A 15,636-nucleotide genomic window follows, 5' to 3' on the forward strand; every position below is an offset into this window, starting at 1 on the left:
GTTCGGGAGCGGGCGCCCCGGGCGGCGGGGAGGGCGGGGACGGAGGCGACGGAGAGGGCGGCGCGGGCTCGGCCGGGCACACCTCGACCACCCCCGACACCGTCCCGTGCACCACCCCCGCGGCATCGGCGCTGACCTGCGCGGCGACCTGTACGGGGGTCAGCGCGACGAAGGCGCCCAGACCCACCAGACACAGCACAGCCATCCGCAGTCCTCGTTCCGCGCCGCCGGGATCCCACAACAAACGGTCAAAAACAAACGATCAAACGAATCAAACGATGAACCGCGCCGGATGACACGGCACCCGGCCAGGAACGCGGTCGGTGTTCACCGCCGGCCGCCGTCGGCGAGCTGCACCTGCGGGTCCGGCAGGCTCTGCTCCAGATCGTCGAGGGCCTGGCGGGCGGCCACGATGCGCTGCCGCAGCTCCGGGAGCTCGTGACCGGCCTGTCCGCCCTGCTCCAGCCCCTCCTGCTGCTCCCGCTCCTCCTGCTGCTCCAGCTCCTTGGCTTCTTCGAGGGAGTTGATGACGACACCGATCAGCACATTGACCAGGACGAACGAAGCCATCAGGACATACGCCCCGTAATAGAGCAGCGTCCACCGCGAGTACGCGAGCCCCCCGTGCACCGCGTCCCCGAGCCCGTCGAGCGTCATCAGCAGGAGCAATGTGAGCAGCGCGCGGCCGAGCGAGCCGAAGTGCGCGGGGTCGGACTCGTGGAAGAAGAGCCAGCCCACCATCGCGTACACATAGAGCAGCAGCGCCCCGACGAGCAGGAAGCTGAGGGTGCCGGGCAGACTGCGGGCGACCGCGACCATCAGGACCCGCAGCTGCGGCAGGAAACGCGCGGTGCGCAGCACCCGGGCCAGGCGCAGCAGCCGCAGCAGGGTGGTGTTCTCGCTCACCACCGGCAGGAACGCACAGGCGACCACGGCGAGATCGAAGAGGTTCCAGGGGTCGCGGAAGAAGTCGCGCGGCCGGTCCGCGTGGGCGCCGAACCGCAGCAGGATCTCCACCGTGAAACCGGCCAGGCAGAGATGCTCGGCGAGGCGGAGCGCCTGGTGCCATTCGGCGGCGAAGCCGGAGTAGGTCTCGAGGCCGAGCAGCACCGCGTTGACCAGGATCAGGCTCATCACGGCGACCGCGAACCAGCGGGCCTCGGTGATCTCCCGGCAGCGGTGGGCCAGGAGCCGGCGGGCGGACGGCTCTCCCCATCCCGAATGGACCGGCATCGCACTCCTTCACAGCACACAGACGGGTGACGGAATGAAGATCGCCCAGCGACGTCGTCCGTCCGGTTCTGCCGCGCCGCAGTCACCCACAGGGGTGACGGATGAACCTGCTCACCGGATCCGACAGTTGACGGTGTGACGTACAGAACTGTGCATTTCACTCCGGGATGCCGATTCGTCATCAAGGATGGGAATGGCTCAAAAAGGGAACCCTTTCCTCGACTCCACCCCCTGTGTCCAACCGGCCCGCATCTGAGATCCCCCAGCGGCGGGCACGACGCGGAAGGATGACGTGCGCCGTGTCCCCGCTCCGGCTCGAAGAGCTGCCCACGCCCGGGTCCGTCTCCCCGGCTCCCCTCAAGCGCCTCTCCCTCGGCTCCCTCGGCGGGCGCCAGGTCCGCCTGATCCTCAGCGTGCTGCCCGTCCTGTTCATCGGGATCTGGGCGGCGGTCGACTGGACCTCCGTACGTGACGGCACGGCCCGCCTCGCGTCGGCCGATCCAGGGTGGCTGTTCCTCGCCGTGGTCTTCACCGGCCTGTGCAGTGTGGCCGCCTCGTTCATCCGCCAGGGCGCGATCCCCGAGCGCCTGCCGCCGGGGCAGCTGCTCGCCTCGCAGTTCGCGGCGGGCGCCGCCAATCACGTACTGCCGGCCGGGCTCGGGGCGCACGCGGTCACCCTGCGGTTCCTTCAGGGCCGCGGGATCCCGCTGACCAGGGCCACCGCTTCGCTCGCGCTGTACTCGCTGGTCAAGCCGGTGGCGAAGTTCGCCCTGATCCTCGTGTTCCTCGGCGCCTTCCCCGACACGCTGCCCGTGGGCGAGCTGCTGCCGGACGGTGAGACCTTCCTCATCGTCGCCGGGTGCGTGACCGGGGCGCTCGTGGCGGCAGCGGTGGTGTTCAAGGTCGTCCGGCCCCTGCGCCGCCCGCTGATCACCTTCCTGGGCACGGCACTCACCGACGCGCGGCTGCTGCACAGCAGGCCGAGCCGGGTGCTTGCGCTCTGGGGCGGCGCGGCCGCGCTGCCACTGTTCCAGGCGGCGACGCTCGCCGCGGTCGCCGCGTCACTGGGCGTACCGCTGCCCTGGACCCACGTGATCTTCGCCCACCTCGCGGCGAGCGCGATGGTGGGTGCGGTGCCGGCGCCCGGCGGGATCGGGCCGGTGGACGCCGCGATGGTGTTCACGCTGGTCGTCTTCGGTACGCCGATGGCCCTGGCCACCGCGACCGTGATCGGCTACCGGGTGATCAGCGGCTGGCTGCCACTGCTGCCGGGGGCGCTGGCGCTCTCCGTGCTCGTACGGAAAAAGGTGCTGTAGTCGTCGGGCCTGCCCCTGCTCAGCCCGAGCAGGACGGGCAGACCCCGCGATAGGTGACCTCCACGGCCTCGACGGTGAAGCCGTAGCGCTCCTCGGCCGGCAGGTCCGAGAGCGGGTTGCCCTGCGGGCGTACGTCCCGGATCGCGCCGCAGCCCGAGCACACCAGGTGCTGGTGGGGCTGATGCGCGTTGGGGTCGTAGCGCTTGGCGCGGCCGTCGGTGGCGACTTCGAGGACCTCGCCGAGCGAGACCAGTTCGCCGAGCGTGTTGTAGACGGTCGCGCGCGAGATCTCCGGCAGCTTCGCGGACGCGCGTACGTGCACCTCGTCCGCGGTCAGATGCACATGCTCACCGTCGAGCACCTCCGCCACGACACGGCGCTGCGAGGTCATCCGCCAGCCGCGGCCGCGCAGTCGCTCCAGGAGGTCGCTCATCTCGGATCACCATTCTTCTCAGTCGGTGCGGCCACAGTCGGTGCGGCCAGGCCGGCAGGACATTCACGGGTGCAAGCTTTAGCGTGTTTCTTGACTTGGACTCTGTCCATTGTAGGATCAGGCTCGATGAGAGCCAAGGGACCTGGAAGGTTCCAGTTCGGCGGAGAGTACGGAGGCCACCAGCGTGGCGCCGCCGTCCGCCCCCTGTTCCGCTTGGACAGTTCTTACGCAGTACCGAGAGCTCCGCTCTTCATGCAGTACGTGAGCACCGCGATCCGCCCCGTCCGGAGGGATTTCCATGTCCGAGAACAACGAAGTCGTTGCGCCCACCGGGGGCTGCCCCGTAGCGCACGGTGAGCGCGCACTCCACCCCACCCAGGGTGGCGGCAACCAGCAGTGGTGGCCGGAGCGGCTGAACCTGAAGATCCTCGCGAAGAACCCCGCCGTGGCGAACCCGCTCGGTGAGGACTTCGACTATGCCGAGGCCTTCAACAACCTCGACCTCGCGGCCGTCAAGCGGGACATCGCGGAGGTGCTCACCACCTCGCAGGACTGGTGGCCGGCCGACTTCGGCAACTACGGCCCGCTGATGATCCGTATGGCCTGGCACTCCGCCGGCACGTACCGCATCAGCGACGGCCGCGGTGGCGCCGGCGCCGGCCAGCAGCGCTTCGCGCCGCTCAACTCCTGGCCGGACAACGGCAACCTGGACAAGGCCCGCCGTCTGCTTTGGCCCGTGAAGAAGAAGTACGGCCAGTCGATCTCCTGGGCCGACCTCATGATCCTCACCGGTAACGTCGCCCTGGAGACCATGGGCTTCAAGACCTTCGGCTTCGCCGGCGGCCGTGAGGACGTCTGGGAGTCCGAAGAGGACGTCTACTGGGGTCCCGAGAAGGTCTGGCTGGACGACGAGCGCTACACCGGCGACCGCGAGCTGGAGAACCCGCTCGGCGCCGTGCAGATGGGCCTCATCTACGTCAACCCCGAGGGCCCCAACGGCAACCCGGACCCGGTCGCCGCGGCCCGCGACATCCGTGAGACCTTCCGCCGGATGGCGATGAACGACGAGGAGACCGTCGCCCTCATCGCCGGTGGCCACACCTTCGGCAAGACCCACGGTGCCGGCGACGCCAACCTGGTCGGCGCCGACCCCGAGGGCGCGCCGATCGAGGCCCAGGGCCTCGGCTGGGCCTCGACCCACGCCAGCGGCAAGGGCAAGGACGCGATCACGTCCGGCCTCGAGGTCACCTGGACCACCACGCCCGCCAAGTGGGGCCACGACTTCTTCAAGCACCTCTTCGAGTACGAGTACGAGCTCACGCAGAGCCCGGCCGGCGCCCACCAGTGGGTCGCCAAGGACGCTCCGGAGATCATCCCGGACGCCTTCGACGAGGCGAAGAAGCACAAGCCGCAGATGCTCACCACCGACCTGTCGCTGCGTTTCGACCCGGTCTACGAGCAGATCTCGCGCCGCTTCTACGAGAACCCGGAGGAGTTCGCGGACGCCTTCGCCCGCGCCTGGTACAAGCTGACGCACCGTGACATGGGTCCGGTCGTCCGCTACCTCGGCCCGGAGGTCCCCGCCGAGGAGCTCATCTGGCAGGACCCGCTGCCGGCGCAGCAGGGCCCGGCCCTCGAGGCCGCGGACATCGCCGCCCTCAAGGAGCAGATCCTCGCCTCGGACCTGACCGTCCCGCAGCTGGTCTCCGCCGCCTGGGCCGCCGCCGCGTCCTTCCGCGGCAGCGACAAGCGCGGTGGCGCCAACGGCGGCCGTATCCGCCTCGAGCCGCAGCGCGGCTGGGAGGTCAACAACCCGGACGACCTCGCCCAGGTGCTCCGCGTTCTCGAGGGCATCCAGGGCTCGTTCGGCAAGCCGGTCTCGATCGCCGACCTGGTCGTCCTCGCGGGCACCGCGGCCGTCGAGCAGGCGGCCAAGGACGCCGGCGTCTTTGTCGAGGTCCCGTTCACGCCGGGCCGCGTCGACGCCTCCCAGGAGCAGACGGACGTCGAGTCCTTCGCCGCCCTGGAGCCGCAGTACGACGGTTTCCGCAACTACGTCGGCAAGGGCAGCCGCCTGCCGGCCGAGTTCCTGCTGCTCGACCGCGCCAACCTGCTGAACCTGTCCGCCCCGGAGACGACCGTCCTCGTCGGCGGCCTGCGTGTCCTCGGCGCGAACACGGGCGGGTCGAAGCACGGTGTGTTCACCGACAAGGTCGGCACGCTGAGCAACGACTTCTTCGCCAACCTGCTCGACATGGACATCACCTGGAAGTCCACGTCCGCCGCGCAGGACGAGTTCGAGGGCCGCGACGCCTCGGGTGCCGTCAAGTGGACGGGTACCCGCGCCGACCTGGCCTTCGGCTCCAACTCCGAGCTCCGTGCCCTCGCCGAGGTGTACGCGAGCGACGACGCGAAGCAGAAGTTCGTGACGGACTTCGTCGCCGCGTGGGCCAAGGTCATGGACTTGGACCGGTTCGACGTCCGCGCCTGAGCGTTCGCCCGCTGAGGTGCGCTGACTGAGCGCTGTGGCCCTGCCCCGGGGGTAACTCCCCGGGGCAGGGCCACAGTTGTGTTCGCGACCGGCCCGGCGGGCGGGGCACTGTTCGACGCCTTTCGCGCGGGAGTTCGGAAGTCGTCGCACAGGAGCCCCATGGGTCTTGGCCAAGTACGCCGCTTCCGAGCGGAAGAGGCGGGCCGCGGTCCAAACTGGTGACGGCAGCGGGGAGTTGCGGCGCACAGCTTCATTCGACGCACCCCTCGCGCCGAAACCGGCAGGAGGGTGTCCCGTGACACAGGAGCAGGGTGTTGGCCCGATGGGGGGCCTGCCGCTGGAGGCGACCGACTTCGTGGGCCGCGGCGGGGAACTGGCCTCCCTGGAGCTCGCGTTGACCCAGTCGCGTCTCGTGACGGTGACCGGCCCCGGCGGGGTCGGCAAGACACGGCTCGCGCTGCGGGCCGCCCGCCGGTCCGCGGCCACCTCCGGACAGGAGGCGTTCTGGGTGGAGCTGTCCGCCCTGACCGACCCCGAACTGCTGCCGCACACCGTGGCGTCCGCGCTCGGTCTGGCCCAGGGCGAGGCGGTGTCCGCCCTGGAGGCGGTCGTCCGCAGGTTGCAGTCGGGCCGCTCGCTCCTGGTGCTCGACACCTGCGAGCACCTCGTCGACGCCTGCGCCGAACTTTCCCAGGCGCTGCTTCGGCACGCGGGCGGTGTCACGGTCCTCGCCACCAGCAGGCAGTCCCTCAACGTGTCCGGCGAGCATGTCTTCAGCGTCGAGCCGCTGCCCGTACGGGCGGACGGCGGTGACGCCCTCGAGCTGTTCGTGCACCGGGCCCAGGCAGCCGTTCCCGGCCTGACCATGGACGAGGAGGCCCGGCAGCAGGCGATCAGGCTGTGCCGTTCCCTGGACGGGATGCCGCTGGCCATCGAGCTCGCCGCCGTGCGGCTGCGCGCGCTGCCGCTGTCCGTGCTGATCGAGCACTTCGCGAACGGGGTGCCGCTGCTCGCCCGGCTGCGCGGTGGCACCCCACGGCACGAAACGCTGCGGGCCGCCATCGACTGGAGCTTCGGGCTGTGCACCGAGGCCGAACAGGTGCTGTGGGAACGGCTTTCGGTGTTCTCCGGACCGTTCGACTTCGACGCCGCCCAGTACGTCTGCGCCGGCGGCGTCCTTGACCCGGCCGAACTCGTGGAGTCCTTGGCGGGGCTCGTGGACAAGAGCGTGCTCATCCGCGACGGCGAGCGGTACCGGATGCTGGACATGATCCGCGAGTACGGGATCGAGCTGGCGCAGAGCGCGGGCAGCCGGGAGGACCTGTGCCAGGCGCACTGCGTCTATTACACGGAGCTGGCCCGCATCTACGACCGTGACTTCGCCGCCACCGGGCAGATCTCCCGCTACAACGTGCTGCGCCAGCAGGACGGCCAGCTGCGCGCGGCCCTGGAGAATGCGCTCACCGCGGGCCGGTACCAACAGGCAGCGCTGCTCGCCCGGTCTCTGTGGATGTACTGGCTCATCCCCGGCAAGAACACCGAAGGCCGCTACTGGTGCGACCGGATCGCCGACCATCTCGCGCCGGGCACGTCGGAGCGGGCCTGGGTGCTCTCGACGAACGCCTATCTGGCAGCGGCGCAGGCCGACCCCGCGACCTATCCTCTGGCCGAGGAGGCGTCGGCCATCGCGACGGCGATCGGCGAGCCGGAGCTCAAGGGCCGGGCCTACCAGGTGATGCACATGGCCGCGCTCGCCGTCGGCAAGTTCCAGGAGGCCTTCGCCGCGATGGAGCGCAGCGCCACCGCCCTGCGTGCCGTCGGCAATCTGAGCGGGGCGCTGACGCTTGAGGTGCAGCAGGGGTACGTCCAGGTGGCCAGCGGGGATGCTCGCGGGTCGCTGGCGATGTGCGAGGCGAACCTTCGGCAGCTGGCGGAGAACGGTATCGATCCGGGGTGGCTCCATGCGGCCCTCTACTACGTGCAGGCCCTGTCCCTTTTCGACCTCGCCGACTATCCCGGCAGCACGGCCTCGTCCGTCGCCGCCCTGCGCATCGAGACCGTCATGGGCGACATCCTGGGTTTCGCCTGCAACTTGGAGTTGCAGGCGTGGATCGCGTTCCGCACCGAGCGCCTCGACAACGCCGCCTGGCTCATGGGCGCGGCCGACACCCAGTGGCGGCGCCTGGGCGGACGCCTGATCGGCAACCCCGTGATGGAGCAGCGGCATCTGGACATCGAGCGCGAGCTCCGGGAGACCCTGGGCAAGGAGCGCTTCGCGGCACGCTGGCAGGACGGCGCCACCCACCCCGTCGCCGCGGTCGTCGAGCGGGCCACCGCGGGCGGCGGCCTGGCCCCCGAACTCCCCGCGGGCAAGCAGCCCAAGCCCCTCACCCCACGGGAGCGCGAAGTCGCCCGGCTGGTGGCCCAAGGTCTCAGCAACCGCGAGATCGCCGAACACCTGGTCCTGTCCAAGCGCACCATCGATGTGCACGTGGAGCACATCCTGGCGAAGCTGGGCGTCGGCTCCCGCCAGGACATCGCCGACAAGCTCGACAGCGCACCCTGAGCGGGCCCCGTCTTTTCGGGATTCTTCGGGCCGACGGCGGGGCGGGAGTGACATCCATGGCGCCAAGTGCGCTGAAGCAGATGTCCGTTCCCCCACGCGGGGCCCACCGCTCCCGCCCGGAGGCACCACCCGCCATGCACCACTCGCTCGACGACCTGCTCCAGTACGTGGCGAAGGGCACGCCGCCCGCCCCGGTGCTGCTCGGTGACCCGGACCTCGAACTGACCGACCTGGTGGACGCCCTGAGCGAGCACTACGGCCGGCCGCGCACGCTCTACCTGGACGGGGAGGCGGATCCGACGGTGAACGACCGGACGGGGGCGCCGCTGCTCGATCTGCTGGACGGCCTGGAGGCGGAGGCGCTGCGTGCCTGGTCCTTCAGCCACAAGTGGATCGGCGCGGGGACGGAGGGCGGCCGCGTCTTCGTGGCGGTCGCCGAGCGCGTGCTCCCGACGGAGCCCTACGACCCGACACCGCCCGGAGCTTCGTATGCGGAGCGCGTGGTGGAGCTGGCCGGGTGGACGATGGACCGCACCAACCCGGTGGACTGGGCGGAGGTGGAAGCCCGCCTCGGGACCTCGCTGCCCGCCGACTACAAGCAGCTCGTCGAAGTCTTCGGCGCGGGGGTGTTCGACGACTGGATCTCTCTGGACCAGCCGCACCAGGTGGTCCCCTGGTCGCCCCTGGGTGACTTCCGCACCCTGCACGAGCCAAAGGCGCACAGCTGGGGACTGAACATCGAGTGGCACGACACCCTCGACGAGGCCCGCGCGGCGTGCTCACGCACGCCGGGCAAGATCCTTCTCTGCTGGGCTTCCTGCGAACACGCGGTGTTCTGCTGGCACTTGACCGGCCCCGACCCCGAGCGCTGGCCGGTCCTCGCCCTGAGCGAGGACCTCGACACCTCGCATCCCATGGGCGCCTCAGCCTCCGAATGCCTCCACCGCCTGATGACCGACCCTCGCGCCCCCTACTCCCTGGCCCGCCACTTCGACCGTCACTGGTTCTCCGGGCCCTCGGCCTGACCCGCGGGCTTGCCCAAGTCCCACAGCTCCGCCTCCGCCCAAGCCCCCACGATCGCCGTATCCGGATCCTGCCGCCGCAGCCGCGCGAAGCGGTCGGCGAGCAGTTGCAGTCGTACGGTGAGCGGGATCTGCGCCAGGACCGGCGGCAGGTCGCCGTGGCCCGGGGGCGCCTCCAGGGTGGCGACCGTCATGCCCTCCCGCGCCGCAGCCTCGGCGAGCGCAGGGGTCAACTTGTCGGCATCGGCGCCGGGTTCGAGAACGACGAGCCCGTCCGCCGGGCCGTAGGGAACAGCGGCACCGTGCAGAAGACGGTCCGCCTCGAAGCCCTCGGCGAGCATCCGCGCGCCTTCCCGGATCTTCAGTGCCCCTTCGCGTGCGGTGACGCCCCAGGGCCCGCATCCGATCAGCGCGAGGCTCCGGGCCGGGACGGCCACGGCGTCCAGCCGCGGGTCCGCGATGACCTCGCGTACGGCAGCGGCGGTGCGCTCCAGCTGTTCAGGCGACCCCTCCGGTCCGCCCAACTCATGGGCGAGACGGGCGAGTACGGCCAGGGTCGCGGTGTAACTGACGCTGTACGTCTCCGACTCCTCGGGCCCGACCGTCTCCAGCGCCTCCGGCCAGCCGCGCCCCTGCCCGGTGATCGACACGAGCGGAACACCCGCATCCAGGGCGGCGCCCCGTACACGCTGGGCGAAGGCCGTCTGCGCCGTATGCGTGATCACGACCAGGGCGTCCCCCTCGCGCGGCCGCCCCGCCCAGCGCGCGGCCTGCGCACCCGAAAGCCAGCGCGCGTCGCACCCGGCGCCTTCGAGCAGCATCGCTCCGAGTTCGGCGGCGTGCTGGCTGGTCCCGGTCCCGACGACCAACACCCGCCGTGCACCGGCAAGGTGCTCCGCGGCGGCCGCGACATCCAGGCCGGCCATCCGCTCCAGCGCCTCGGGCTGGCTGAGGATCATGCGCTGCAAGGCGGTGGCCGTCATGGGGAGCTCCTCGGAAGGGGTCGGTTCGGCGCTGCATGGTCGGTTCGGTGCCGCTCGGAAGCCAGTTTTATGATCACCGATTCCGTCGTCAAGAGGCGCATGACCTACGGAATCCGTTGCGTACGACGGCCTCGTACGCGAATCCAGCTGATCATCTTCGGCCCGCCCTCCCCTCTCCCCAGCACCGCCCGACGCGGGCAGACTCGACCCCGCAGCAGAACCGCCCGCACCGCCTTCGGAGGGGACCGCCATGGGACAGCGATGGGCCGACTTTCAGTACGAGATCTATCTCAACGGGATGACAGGGGCCACGCCCCGACTGCCCACCGACCTGACCCGCCTCGAAGAGCTGGCGGAACACCGACTCCCGCCCCGCGCCGTCGGATACGTGGCCGGCAGCGCGGGCAGCGGCACGACCGCGGCCGCCAACCGGGAGGCCCTCGACCGCCGGCGGATCGTGCCGCGGATGCTCCGTGACGTCAGCGAACGGGACCTGTCCGTCGAGGTGTTGGGGCGCACTCTGCCCGCGCCGCTCGCCCTGGCACCCGTCGGCGTGCTTTCGATCATGCATCCGGAGGGCGAGAAGGCCGCCGCCCGCGCGGCCGCCGCGCAGGGCGTCCCCTACATCCTGTCGTCGGCATCGAGCACCCCCATGGAGGAGGTCGCGTCCGCGATGGGGGATGCCGAGCGCTGGTTCCAGCTGTACTGGCCCAAGGACCCCGAGGTGGCCCGCAGTTTCCTCGACCGGGCGAAGGCGTCCGGCTTCTCGGTGCTCGTCGTCACCCTCGACACCCCCATGCTGGCCTGGCGTCCACGCGATCTCGACGAGGCGTATCTCCCCTTCCTGCACGGGGTCGGCACCGCCAACTACTTCACCGACCCGGCGTTCCAGGCGGGCCTGGCCAAGCCCGTGAACGAGGACCCGAACGCGGCCGTGATGCGGTTCGTCGGCATGTTCTCGGACCCCGCGAAGACCTGGCCCGACCTGGCCTTCCTGCGGGAGCACTGGGACGGCCCGATCGTCCTCAAGGGCATCCTGCACCCCGATGACGCCCAGCAGGCCGCCGAGTCGGGCATGGACGGCGTGATCGTCTCCAACCACGGCGGCCGCCAGGTCGCCGGCTCCATCGGCGCCGCCGACGCGCTGCCGGGGGTGGCCGAGGCGGTCGGCGACCGTCTGACCGTGCTCTTCGACAGCGGCATCCGCAGCGGCGACGACATCGCCAAGGCCCTTGCCCTCGGCGCCCGTTCGGTCCTGATCGGCCGCCCGTACGCGTACGGACTCGGCCTGGACGGGCAGGCGGGCGTCGAGCACGTCATCCGCTGCCTCCTCGCCGAACTCGACCTCACCCTGGCCCTGTCGGGCCACGCGAGCCCGGCGTCACTGAGCCCTTCGGACCTGATCGAGCACCACTGACGGCCCCTTGCCAGGGTGCCCCGCCGGGCGAACGCCTCACCCCGCCAGACCCGTGACCGCCGTCGGCGCCGGGTAGGGGTCGCGGAAGTCGAACGCCTGCGGGCTCGACCCGTGTTCGCGGATCCACGCCACCTTCGCCATCGCCTCCGCCACCGTCGGCCGGTGCCCGGCGGGCACCCACCACATCGCCTGGTGCGCCTCGCCCAGGCGCTCGAACCACTCCCGGCGGCGGGCCAGCATGCCCAGATGCACCGAGCGGTACACGTAGTCCTTCAGCGCCTCGATCGTTTCCCAGACCGAGCAGTTGATCTGGAGCCGGTCGTCGCCGCTGTCGGGCCGGAGCCCCATCGCGTCCATCCCGCTCCCGTCGACCAGCCGCCAGACGAAGCCGGGCGAGCGGTCGGCGAGCGCGTTGATCTCCTCCAACTTGCTGACGAACCCCGCGATTTCGGGACTGTCGGCCGGTGCGACAAACCGTCCGATGTTGACCTGCGCGAGCTGGAATCCATGCGAAGACGAGGAATGCGTCGAGGAATCGGTCATGGGCTCAGCATGCCCGGACCGACTTCTAACGTCAATGAATATTGTTTTTAGACCTGGCCGCCCTCGCCGCCCTCGCCGCTCTCGCCGCCCTCGCCGCTTTCACCGTCTCCGCCGTCCCGCTGAAGCGACACACAGCATCCGCCCCCGCACGGATCCATCTCCACCGACCACTCCGCCCCCGCCGCAAGCCCCTCCACGAGCGCCAGATTCATGCCGCAGATCAGCGCGGGAAACTCGTCGGACAGCGCGCGGAAGGGGCAGTTCCGCAGCCGCAGCACCCCGCCGTCCCAGAACGGCTGATACCCGCGCGCCGCAAGCACCGCCTCCGGGTCCCCCTGCGCCGCCTCCCCCGCGCCCCGCGCCGCCGCCTGCAACTCCCGGTCGAGCCCGGCCCGTTCCACCACATCCGCGAGCACCCGGCTCACATCCCCGTACGAGCGCGGCGGCACCGACACGGCATACTCCCCGGCCGCACGCCGGTACACCTTCGCGGGCCGCCCCGCCCCGGGCCCGGACTTCCCGCTCAGCCGCCGGTAGTCCACGGCGAGCAGCCCCGCCTCCACCAGCTTGTCCAGATGATGCGCGGCCAGCGAACGGGACACCCCGACCGCCTCGGCGGCGGCATCCCGTCCGACGTCACCGGGCGCCGCGGCCACATGCCGGTACAGCTGCCGCCGCACCGGATCGTTCAGTACGGCGAGCACGTCCAGATCGCCGTACCCGGCCCCGCCATCAGTCATCGGACTCATCCGACGAGTCTAGAACCAACGCACGTACGCAATGGAGCCCTGGACGTCCGCTCTCGTCCGGCTCCAGCCGCAGCGATACGGACGGGTGACGACGGCCGGGGCTGCACCGGCTCGGACGGGTGACGACGGCCGGGGCCCCACCGCCCCGGACGGGAGAACACGGCCGGGGCTCCACCGCCCCGGCCGCGCGCCTCACCCAACGGATCAGCCGACACGGGTCAGCCGACGCCGATCAGCCGTCTCACAGGAGCGACACCTTGTACTTGGCCAGCGCCTCCGGCACCGGCTGGTAGAACGTCGTCCCGCCCACGGTGCAGTTGCCGCTGCCGCCCGAGGTGATGCCCAGCGCCTTGGTGCCGTCGTACAGCGCACCGCCGGAGTCACCGGGCTCGGCACAGACATTGGTCTGGATCATGCCGCGGACCGTACCGCCGCCGCTGTAGTGCACGGTGGCGTTGAGTCCGGTGACGGTGCCGCTCCTGGTCCCGGTCGTGGAGCCGCTGCGCTTGACCGGCTCGCCCACATACGCGTCGGCCGCCGTGTAGCCACCGGGGTGGCTCAGCGACGCGTTGTCGTAGCGCACCAGGGCGTAGTCGTTGTTCGGGAAGCTGGAGCCGACGGTGGGTCCGATCAGCGTGGACTGGGCGGAGTTGGCGTACCAGGTCTTGACGACGTTGCCGCAGTGCCCGGCGGTGAGGAAGTAGTACGTGCCGCCCTGGGCGACGTTGAAGCCGAGCGAACAGCGGTAACCGCTCCCGTAGATGGCGTCGCCGGGGCCGAGCAGCTGGGTGAACTTGCCCGTGGTGCGCTCGATGCGCAGCGCTCCCGCGTCCGCGCCCGCCGCTTTGCGGATCTTCGCGAGGGAGGATTCGGACACGGTGCTGTCGGCGGTGACGACGACCTCGCCACTCGCCCGGTCCACGTACCAGGCGGTGCCGCCCACATCCGCCTTGAGGACGGCCTGGTCGACCTTGGCCAGCTCGGCCGCGCCGTACGACCGGGGTGTGGCGGCCTGTGCCTGCGGCAGGGCGAGCGCGGTGACGCCGAGCAGCCCGGCGGCGACGGCGGCGACGGTGGTGCGCTTGAGTCTCACGAAGGTTCCTCCTCGCGGTGGGCACAGCCGGCGGGGTTGCTGGCGTGCTCCTGACAATGCGCAGTGCTGCGGCGAGTATGCGGAGGAAGCGAAGGCCGTACAAGACCACCTCACCCGACGAACAACGGTCCCCAGAGGTGATGGCACACCCATCATGGCAGGTCAAGGGTGTCCTCACCTAGGACGAACAGCACAGCCCAGCAAGCTTGTTCAGGGCACTCTCACGCTCCCAGAATCGACGTCATGAACGCCTCTCGGGACGCCGGCCGCTCCATCACGCCGAGGGAAAGGGCCGACGCGATTCTCGCCGAGGCGGGACTGGAGTACGCGGGCGGCTGGGGCGCCGGCTTCAACGTCCTCCCCACCTATGCCGCGCTGCGGCCTATCGCGGCAGGAAGCGCCGTACCGACCTCCGAGGTGTCCCTGAACGCCGCCGACCCGTTCGCCGACACCGACGCGGAATGGTTCCGACTGGCCACCGCGCACGGGCTGTTCGGCAAGGACGGGGGCTTCCTGGTCACGCTGGGACACGGCGGCTGGTTCCGGGTCCGGCTCGGAAAGGAGTGGCGGCTCGCGGAGGTCCTGCGGAATCAGCCCCGCTGCCCGGAGTTCATGACGCTCTCCCCGGACGGGAGGACACTGATCGGCGTCACCACCGAGGAGTACGGGATCTGGCTGATCGTGGTCGCCGACGTCCCGGCGCATCAGGAGCAACGGGCTCTGAGACTGGCGCGGGAAGAGAGCGAGGAGGAGCGGGAAGCCGCCTGGGAGGGGCTGTTCAGCAGGCTCCGGATTCCCCCGCGGACACGGGAGTTGTGGGCGACCGGCCTCCTCGTCAACCCCTCTCTGCCCGACGACCTCCGGCCCGACCTCGTGGTACGCACCGGGAGGTACTACGGCCGCCAACTGCCCGCCGGCCTGATCGACCAACTGATCGACCACCCGGACTGGAAGGTGCGTGGCGCACTGGTCGACACCGGTTCCAACCAGCTGACGCGGGACCAGTGGAGCCGCCTCGTCCTCGCCGAAGAGAACGACCGTCAGCGCTGGGTCCTGGTCAGCATCGCCGTCGACTACCGCGCGACGTTCACCTCCGCCGCCTACGAGCGTCTCGCCGCCGACCCCGTCCCGCGTATCCGTGCCGAGGCCGCCTCACTGACCGACCTGCCGCCCGCCGTGGCCCGCACCCTCCTCACCGACCCCGAGCCCCAGGTCCGGAAGTCCGCCTGCGCCGCCGCCTGGCCGGACCTCGACGCCGGCGAGCGCCGCGCGCTCCTCGCCGACCCCGACTCCGGCGTCCGCGCCGTCGCCCGTCGGCTGCACCATCGCGAACACCCGGTCTCGCGCGCCGTCTTCGAGAGCGGCGACCTCGGCGACGCCACCCGCATCGTCACCAGCTCCGTCCTCGAACCGGGACTGGCCCACCATCTGTCCCGGCACCCGGACGTCACGCTGCGCCGCGCGCTCGCCGACAACCCCCACCTGCCCCGGGCCCTGATCGCCGTCATGGCCGAGGACCCCGACCCCTCCGTCCGGGACACCCTCGCACTCCGCCCGGACCTCACCGAGGCCCAACGGGCCGCCATTTCCTACGACTTCGACCTGTCAAGCCGCTCCAGCACCCTCCCCTGGGTGCAGGCCCTGCACAACGACCCCGAAGCCATGCGCCGCCTCGCCGCCTCCTCCCACCCCTTGATCCGCCGCTCCGTCGCCCGCGCCCGCCATCTCCCACGGGACGTCGTCGACCGCCTCGCCCACGACGAGGACCGCGTCGTCCACCTCTTCCTCGC

At 70.8% G+C, this 15,636-nt stretch carries 13 protein-coding genes; 6 read left to right on the forward strand and 7 right to left on the reverse strand.

The window, feature by feature from the left end; genetic code table 11:
- Positions 1 to 205: hypothetical protein (locus tag G6045_RS31530; protein ID WP_408056385.1), on the reverse strand; the 205-nt coding region annotated here is incomplete at its 3' end.
- Positions 206 to 327: 122 nt separating this feature from the next.
- On the reverse strand, positions 328 to 1,233 hold the full coding sequence (locus G6045_RS31535) for an ion transporter (RefSeq protein ID WP_165335582.1): 906 nt from the start codon (positions 1,231 to 1,233) through the stop codon (positions 328 to 330).
- A gap of 299 nt (positions 1,234 to 1,532) precedes the next feature.
- Between G6045_RS31535 and G6045_RS31540 the strand changes: the two genes are divergently transcribed.
- Positions 1,533 to 2,549 (forward strand): lysylphosphatidylglycerol synthase transmembrane domain-containing protein, encoded by a 1,017-nt coding sequence (locus G6045_RS31540; protein ID WP_328707970.1) that lies wholly within the window; start codon positions 1,533 to 1,535, stop codon positions 2,547 to 2,549.
- A 19-nt stretch (positions 2,550 to 2,568) separates the two neighbouring features.
- Here G6045_RS31540 and G6045_RS31545 read toward each other — a convergent pair whose 3' ends face one another.
- A complete protein-coding gene (locus tag G6045_RS31545; protein WP_165335584.1) occupies positions 2,569 to 2,982 on the reverse strand; it encodes a Fur family transcriptional regulator in 414 nt (137 codons plus the stop codon).
- Between the two features lie 298 nt (positions 2,983 to 3,280).
- Between G6045_RS31545 and katG the strand changes: the two genes are divergently transcribed.
- The 3 genes from katG (at position 3,281) to G6045_RS31560 (ending at position 9,064) form a co-directional block, all read left to right on the forward strand.
- Positions 3,281 to 5,473 (forward strand): catalase/peroxidase HPI, encoded by a 2,193-nt coding sequence (katG, locus tag G6045_RS31550; RefSeq protein WP_165335585.1) that lies wholly within the window; start codon positions 3,281 to 3,283, stop codon positions 5,471 to 5,473.
- A gap of 295 nt (positions 5,474 to 5,768) precedes the next feature.
- Positions 5,769 to 8,039: an ATP-binding protein gene (locus G6045_RS31555; protein WP_165335586.1), complete on the forward strand. Its 2,271-nt coding sequence runs from the start codon at positions 5,769 to 5,771 to the stop codon at positions 8,037 to 8,039.
- Positions 8,040 to 8,119: 80 nt separating this feature from the next.
- A complete protein-coding gene (locus G6045_RS31560; protein WP_165335587.1) occupies positions 8,120 to 9,064 on the forward strand; it encodes an SMI1/KNR4 family protein in 945 nt (314 codons plus the stop codon).
- On the opposite strand, the gene G6045_RS31565 is transcribed toward G6045_RS31560, so the two are convergent.
- Positions 9,037 to 10,044, reverse strand: coding sequence for an SIS domain-containing protein (locus G6045_RS31565; RefSeq protein WP_165335588.1), 1,008 nt, complete (start codon positions 10,042 to 10,044; stop codon positions 9,037 to 9,039). The two genes, G6045_RS31560 and G6045_RS31565, sit on opposite strands and share 28 nt — an antisense overlap.
- Before the next feature lie 250 nt (positions 10,045 to 10,294).
- Between G6045_RS31565 and G6045_RS31570 the strand changes: the two genes are divergently transcribed.
- Positions 10,295 to 11,461 carry a lactate 2-monooxygenase gene (locus tag G6045_RS31570; protein ID WP_165335589.1) on the forward strand — a complete coding sequence of 389 codons (1,167 nt, stop codon included), beginning with the start codon at positions 10,295 to 10,297 and terminating at the stop codon, positions 11,459 to 11,461.
- Between the two features lie 36 nt (positions 11,462 to 11,497).
- Here G6045_RS31570 and G6045_RS31575 read toward each other — a convergent pair whose 3' ends face one another.
- From G6045_RS31575 to G6045_RS31585, 3 genes are all read right to left on the reverse strand, one after another.
- Positions 11,498 to 12,004 carry a DUF3291 domain-containing protein gene (locus G6045_RS31575; protein ID WP_165335590.1) on the reverse strand — a complete coding sequence of 169 codons (507 nt, stop codon included), beginning with the start codon at positions 12,002 to 12,004 and terminating at the stop codon, positions 11,498 to 11,500.
- A gap of 47 nt (positions 12,005 to 12,051) precedes the next feature.
- Positions 12,052 to 12,753, reverse strand: a complete 702-nt coding sequence (locus tag G6045_RS31580; RefSeq protein WP_235968434.1) for a helix-turn-helix transcriptional regulator — start codon at positions 12,751 to 12,753, stop codon at positions 12,052 to 12,054.
- A 241-nt stretch (positions 12,754 to 12,994) separates the two neighbouring features.
- Positions 12,995 to 13,846, reverse strand: a complete 852-nt coding sequence (locus tag G6045_RS31585; RefSeq protein ID WP_328707971.1) for a S1 family peptidase — start codon at positions 13,844 to 13,846, stop codon at positions 12,995 to 12,997.
- A 243-nt stretch (positions 13,847 to 14,089) separates the two neighbouring features.
- On the opposite strand from G6045_RS31585, the gene G6045_RS40970 reads away from it, so the two are divergent.
- A partial coding sequence (locus tag G6045_RS40970) for a PE-PGRS family protein (protein ID WP_206344431.1) occupies positions 14,090 to 15,636 on the forward strand: 1,547 nt, incomplete at its 3' end.

This window comes from Streptomyces mesophilus, from assembly GCF_011044995.1.
Lineage (GTDB): Bacteria > Actinomycetota > Actinomycetes > Streptomycetales > Streptomycetaceae > Streptomyces > Streptomyces mesophilus.

What these genes read in the sequence shown, in the direction of transcription:
- G6045_RS31575 (WP_165335590.1), bottom strand. Translation starts at nt 12,004, where the DNA reads ATGACCGATTCCTCGACGCATTCCTCGTCTTCGCATGGATTCCAGCTC.
- G6045_RS31560 (WP_165335587.1), top strand. Translation starts at nt 8,120, where the DNA reads ATGTCCGTTCCCCCACGCGGGGCCCACCGCTCCCGCCCGGAGGCACCA.
- G6045_RS31565 (WP_165335588.1), bottom strand. Translation starts at nt 10,044, where the DNA reads ATGACGGCCACCGCCTTGCAGCGCATGATCCTCAGCCAGCCCGAGGCG.
- G6045_RS31580 (WP_235968434.1), bottom strand. Translation starts at nt 12,753, where the DNA reads ATGAGTCCGATGACTGATGGCGGGGCCGGGTACGGCGATCTGGACGTG.
- katG (WP_165335585.1), top strand. Translation starts at nt 3,281, where the DNA reads ATGTCCGAGAACAACGAAGTCGTTGCGCCCACCGGGGGCTGCCCCGTA.
- G6045_RS31545 (WP_165335584.1), bottom strand. Translation starts at nt 2,982, where the DNA reads ATGAGCGACCTCCTGGAGCGACTGCGCGGCCGCGGCTGGCGGATGACC.
- G6045_RS31570 (WP_165335589.1), top strand. Translation starts at nt 10,295, where the DNA reads ATGGGACAGCGATGGGCCGACTTTCAGTACGAGATCTATCTCAACGGG.
- G6045_RS31535 (WP_165335582.1), bottom strand. Translation starts at nt 1,233, where the DNA reads ATGCCGGTCCATTCGGGATGGGGAGAGCCGTCCGCCCGCCGGCTCCTG.